This window comes from Bradyrhizobium sp. NBAIM08, from assembly GCF_020193935.1.
Taxonomy (GTDB): Bacteria; Pseudomonadota; Alphaproteobacteria; order Rhizobiales; family Xanthobacteraceae; genus Bradyrhizobium; species Bradyrhizobium yuanmingense.
The window spans coordinates 1-456 of sequence record NZ_JADYVR010000281.1 but is presented as its reverse complement, the minus strand read 5'-3'; the positions used below and the strand labels follow the sequence as shown (position 1 = coordinate 456).

1 protein-coding gene is annotated in these 456 nt (G+C 57.0%); it reads left to right on the top strand.

The annotated features are described in order from the left end of the window. Nucleotides 1-456 (top strand): adenylate/guanylate cyclase domain-containing protein (locus I6F37_RS39500; protein WP_225154303.1); only part of this gene is annotated, 456 nt, incomplete at both ends.

The following is a 456-nucleotide window of genomic DNA, read 5'->3' as shown; positions in this document are numbered from 1 at the left end:
TACCACTACCGGCAAGAACAACTCCTGTTCGCTGAATTTCGCGCCCATGTCTCCCCAGAAGTCCTCAACGAGCTGCTGAACTCCGGAAGGGAGTACGGCGCTCCGCAATTCATCGACGCCGTCCTCTTGTTCGCCGATATTCGAGAGTTCACCAGTCACTCGTCAAACATGGAGCCGGCGGCGATAGCGGAACAACTTTCACCGTACCTGGATTCCGTGGTGGACGGTATTCACCGACACGGTGGCATGGTGGACAAGTTCATCGGCGATGCGGTCTTCGCTATCTGGGGCTATTCCGCTAGCGGAGAAGACATGGTGGTTAGTGCGCTGGAGTGCGCCGAGGAAATGCTTTCCGTCGCGGCAGACCTCAGATTCAACGGGGAACCAATCCGAATTGGAGTCGGGTTGAATGCAGGCAAAGTCTTCATCGGGAACGTCGGTGGCGCAGGGAAACGG